Here is a 4,604-nt window from a genome sequence, read left to right as displayed (position 1 = left end):
CGCCCAAGGTCGAGGTGCTGGTCGGCAGCGGCCGGCGGCGGGTGCCGCCCAGCGAGCGGCGGACGTCCGCGGAGGCGTCGCTCGTGCCGTCCGACGTCGAGCTCGTCGGCGGGCTGCGCGTCACCACGGTGCACCGCACGGGCACCGACGTCGCCCGCTTCGTCGCGCCGGCACGGGCCCGTCGACTGCTCATTGACCTCGTCTCCGCGGGCTTCGACCCGGACGCGGCGCTGCGCGAGCTCGCCACGCTGCGCGGACGGCGCGGCGTCCGCCAGGCGCGCGCGCTGCTGCGCGGTCTCGACGACGCGTCAGGCGCGGATGACGGGCTCCTCGGCGGCCTTCGACCCGGTGATCCGGTAGACGTCGAACACGCCCTCGACCTTGCGGACGGCGGCGAGCACGGACGCGAGGTGCGACGGCTCGGCCATCTCGAACACGAACCGCGACAGCGCGACCCGGTCGCGTGACGTCGACACGGACGCCGACAGGATGTTCACGTGGTGGTCCGACAGGACGCGCGTGACGTCGGACAGCAGCCGGCTGCGGTCGAGCGCCTCGACCTGGATCTGCACGAGGAAGAGCGTCGAGCTGGTGTGGCTCCACTCGACGTCGACGAGGCGCTCGGGCTGCGACCGCAGGGCGTCGACGTTCACGCAGTCCGACCGGTGCACGCTGACCCCGGCGCCGCGCGTGACGAAGCCGACGATGTCGTCGCCCGGGACGGGTGTGCAGCACTTGGCGAGCTTGACCCAGATGTCGTCGACGCCCTTGACCACCACGCCGACGTCGCCCGTGCGCACGCGGCGCGCGGTCGGCCCGGGACGGGCGGTCTCGGCGAGGTCCTCCTCGGCCGCAGGCTCGCCGCCGAGCGAGTGGACGAGGCGCTGCACGACGGTCGCCGCGGACACCTGGCCCTCGCCGATCGCCGCGTAGAGGGCAGACACGTCCTGGTAGCGCATCTCGTTCGCGAGGGCGACGAGCGACTCGTGGGACAGCAGGCGCTGGATCGGCAGGTTCTGCTTGCGCATCGCCTTCGCGATGGCGTCCTTGCCGTGCTCGATCGCCTCCTCGCGGCGCTCCTTCGAGAACCACTGGCGGATCTTGTTGCGCGCACGGGGACTCTTGACGAACCCGAGCCAGTCGCGCGACGGCCCGGCCGTCTCGGACTTGGACGTGAAGACGTCGACGACGTCGCCGTTCTCGAGCGCCGAGTCGAGCGGCACGAGCCGCCCGTTGACGCGTGCGCCCATGGTCCGGTGGCCGACCTCGGTGTGCACCGCGTACGCGAAGTCGACGGGCGTCGAGCCGGACGGCAGCGCGATCACGTCGCCCTTGGGCGTGAAGACGTACACCTCGGAGCCGGCGATCTCGAACCGCAGCGAGTCGAGGAACTCGGTCGGGTCGGCGGTCTCCTTCTGCCAGTCGACGAGCTGGCGCAGCCACACCATGTCGTTGCCGGCGGCGTCGGTCTGCCCACCCGCGGCGTTCTTCGCCGTCTCCTTGTACTTCCAGTGCGCGGCGACGCCGTACTCCGCCCGGCGGTGCATGTCGTGCGTCCGGATCTGGATCTCGACGGGCTTGCCGCCGGGGCCGATCACGGTCGTGTGCAGCGACTGGTAGAGGTTGAACTTCGGCATCGCGATGTAGTCCTTGAACCGGCCGGGCACCGGGTTCCATCGCGCGTGCAGGGCGCCGAGCGCCGCGTAGCAGTCCCGCACCGTGTCGACCAGGACGCGCACGCCGACCAGGTCGTAGATGTCGGCGAAGTCGCGGCCGCGCACGATCATCTTCTGGTAGATCGAGTAGTAGTGCTTCGGCCGGCCGGTGACCGTGGCCTTGATCTTCGCGCTGCGCAGGTCGGCGCCGACCTGCTCGCGGACGACCGCCAGGTACTCCTCGCGGGCAGGGGCACGCTCGGCCACGAGGTGCACGATCTCGTCGTAGAGCTTCGGGTAGAGCGTCGCGAACGACAGGTCCTCGAGCTCCCACTTGATCGTGTTCATGCCGAGGCGGTGGGCCAGCGGGGCGTAGATCTCGAGCGTCTCGCGCGCCTTCTTCTCGGCCGACGTCGAGGCGACGAACTTCCAGGTGCGCGCGTTGTGCAGCCGGTCGGCGAGCTTGATGACGAGCACGCGGATGTCGCGCGACATCGCGACGACCATCTTGCGGACCGTCTCGGCCTGCGCGGCGTCGCCGTAGGTGACCTTGTCGAGCTTGGTCACGCCGTCGACGAGCATCGCGACCTCGGGACCGAACTCCCGGCGCAGCTGGTCGAGCGAGTACTCGGTGTCCTCGACGGTGTCGTGCAGCAGCGCCGCGGCGAGCGTCGACGGCGTCATGCCGAGCTCGGCGAGGATCGTCGCGACCGCGACCGGGTGCGTGATGTACGGGTCGCCGCTCTTGCGCAGCTGCCCGCGGTGGGCCTTCTCCGCGACGACGTACGCCTGCTCGACGACGGTCAGGTCGGCCTTCGGGTGGTTGGTCCGCGCCGCCTGGAGCACGGGCTCGAGCGCGGGGAACGCCGGACCGGATCGCTGCCCGAACCGCACGAGGCGCGACCGCACCCGGCTCGACGCGCTGGCACCGTTGTCGGCCGCCACCTCGGGCGCAGCGGTCTCGGGCGCTCGCACGTCGTCGCTCATGCCACCCCTCCCGCGGTCGTCGCCCCCTGGGACGTCTCGGCGGCCAGTGGCGGGACGTCCGACCCGCGGGGACCGGATCGCAGCAGTCTACGTCCGCACGCACGCACGTACGGACACGGGCCCGCGGACGTCACCGCGACGGACGAGGTCAGGGCACCTGCACGAGCGCGTCGACGGGGAGACCGCCCAGCCGGGCGCGGCCGTCGAGGCCGAGCAGCTCGACGAGGAACGACAGCCCGACGACGTCCGCGCCGCACCGCTGGAGCAGCGCGACCGTCGCCGCCGCCGTGCCGCCCGTGGCGAGCACGTCGTCGATCACCAGCACGCGCGCGCCCTCGGGCACCGTGAACGGGTGGATCTCGACCGACGCGTGCCCGTACTCGAGCTCGTAGTGCTCGACGGCGGTCGGCCCGGGCAGCTTGCCCGCCTTGCGGACCGGGAGCACGCCGGCACCGAGCGCGGTCGCGACGGGCGCTGCGAGCAGGAAGCCGCGGGCCTCCATGCCGGCCACGAGGTCGATCCCCTCGGGCGCGTCGGCGGCGATCGCGTCGACGATCCCGGCGAACGCCGGGCCGTCCGCGAGGAGCGGCGTGATGTCCCGGAAGAGGACGCCCGGCTTCGGGTAGTCCGGCACGCGGCGCACGAGCTCGTCGACGCGTGCGAGCAGCTCCGCACGGCCCGCGGGGGCGCCCGAGAGCGCCCCCGCGGTCGATCCGTCGATCGAGGTCATCACCGGCGCCGCTTCGGCTGCGCGGCGACACCCTGGTGGGCGCCGGGTCGCAGCTGGCCGGCCGAGTGGATCGTCGCCGCCGCGAGGGCCTCGGGGTCCTCGTCCTCCGAACCGCCCGTGCGCCGCTGCGCGCGCGCCGCGAGCACCTTGCGCGTGTGCTCGCGGATCGCGGGCTCGCGCTCGCGCAGCGAGACCTCGACCGGGGTCGCGAGGAAGATCGACGAGAACGTGCCGATCAGCATGCCGACGAACAGCGCGAGAGCGATGTCGCGCAGCGTGCCCGCCCCGAGGACGAACGCGCCCACGAAGAGGATCGACGCGACCGGGAGCAGCGCGACGACCGAGGTGTTGATCGACCGCACGAGCGTCTGGTTGACCGCGAGGTTCGCCTTCTCCGCGTAGGTGAAGCGGCTCTGGTCGAGCGTGTCGGCCGTGTTCTCGCGCACCTTGTCGAACACGACGACGGTGTCGTAGATCGAGTACCCGAGGATCGTGAGGAAGCCGATGACCGTCGCCGGCGTGACCTCCCAGCCGACCCCCGCGTACACGCCCGCGGTGATGATCAGGTCGTGGAACAGCGCGACGAGCGCCGCGACCGCCATCCGCCAGTTGCGGAAGTAGATCGTCATCACGATCGTCACGAACAGCAGGAAGACGAGGATGCCGGTGATCGCCTTGCGCGAGATGTCGGCGCCCCACGACGGGCCGATGAACGACGTCGTCACCTGGTCCTTCGGGACGTCGTACGCCTCGGCGAGCGCGCCCTGCACCTCCTCGACGTCCGCGTTGCTCAGCTCGGCGGTCTGGATGCGCAGGCTCTTGCCGCTCACCGTCGTCACCTTCGGCGACTCGGCCGGCGCGATCTCCTGCACGGTGTCGATCGCGAGCTGCTGGTCGAGGTTCTGGACGTTCGAGACGACGAACTCGGACCCACCGCGGAACTCGATGCCCGGGTTGAGGCCGGGCTTGATGAGCAGCACCGCGGAGACCGCGACGAGGATCGCCGAGATCGTGTACCAGACGCGACGGCGGCCGACGATGTCGTACGAGCGACGCCCCGTGTAGAGGTCGTTGCCCCACTGGGCGAATCCCTGGGCCATCAGTGCTCGTTCCCCTCGGTGCGCCGGGTCCGGGACTCGTCCTGCGCGGCTGCGTCAGGCGTCGGTTCGGGCGCCTCGGGCGGCGGTGCCGACCCGTCGCCGGCGGCAGCGCGAGCCGCCGCGCGGCGCTCC

4 protein-coding genes are annotated in these 4,604 nt (G+C 71.9%); all 4 read right to left on the bottom strand.

Annotated elements, in window-relative coordinates; genetic code table 11:
• A partial coding sequence (locus HGA02_RS20430; protein ID WP_210728445.1) for a hypothetical protein occupies positions 1–193 on the bottom strand: 193 nt, incomplete at its 3' end.
• Positions 194–308: 115 nt separating this feature from the next.
• Positions 309–2,642 (bottom strand): RelA/SpoT family protein, encoded by a 2,334-nt coding sequence (locus HGA02_RS11030; RefSeq protein ID WP_168679049.1) that lies wholly within the window; start codon positions 2,640–2,642, stop codon positions 309–311.
• Between the two features lie 148 nt (positions 2,643–2,790).
• On the bottom strand, positions 2,791–3,372 hold the full coding sequence (locus HGA02_RS11025; RefSeq protein WP_168679048.1) for an adenine phosphoribosyltransferase: 582 nt from the start codon (positions 3,370–3,372) through the stop codon (positions 2,791–2,793).
• Positions 3,372–4,472: a protein translocase subunit SecF gene (gene secF / locus HGA02_RS11020; RefSeq protein ID WP_168679047.1), complete on the bottom strand. Its 1,101-nt coding sequence runs from the start codon at positions 4,470–4,472 to the stop codon at positions 3,372–3,374. The genes HGA02_RS11025 and secF overlap by 1 nt, the downstream gene beginning before the upstream one ends.
• Positions 4,473–4,604: the final 132 nt, after the last annotated feature.

Source organism: Cellulomonas septica, assembly GCF_012396155.1.
Classification (GTDB): domain Bacteria; phylum Actinomycetota; class Actinomycetes; order Actinomycetales; family Cellulomonadaceae; genus Cellulomonas; species Cellulomonas septica.
Note: the sequence above shows the minus strand (reverse complement) of the source record. Positions and strands in the feature narration are given on the sequence as shown.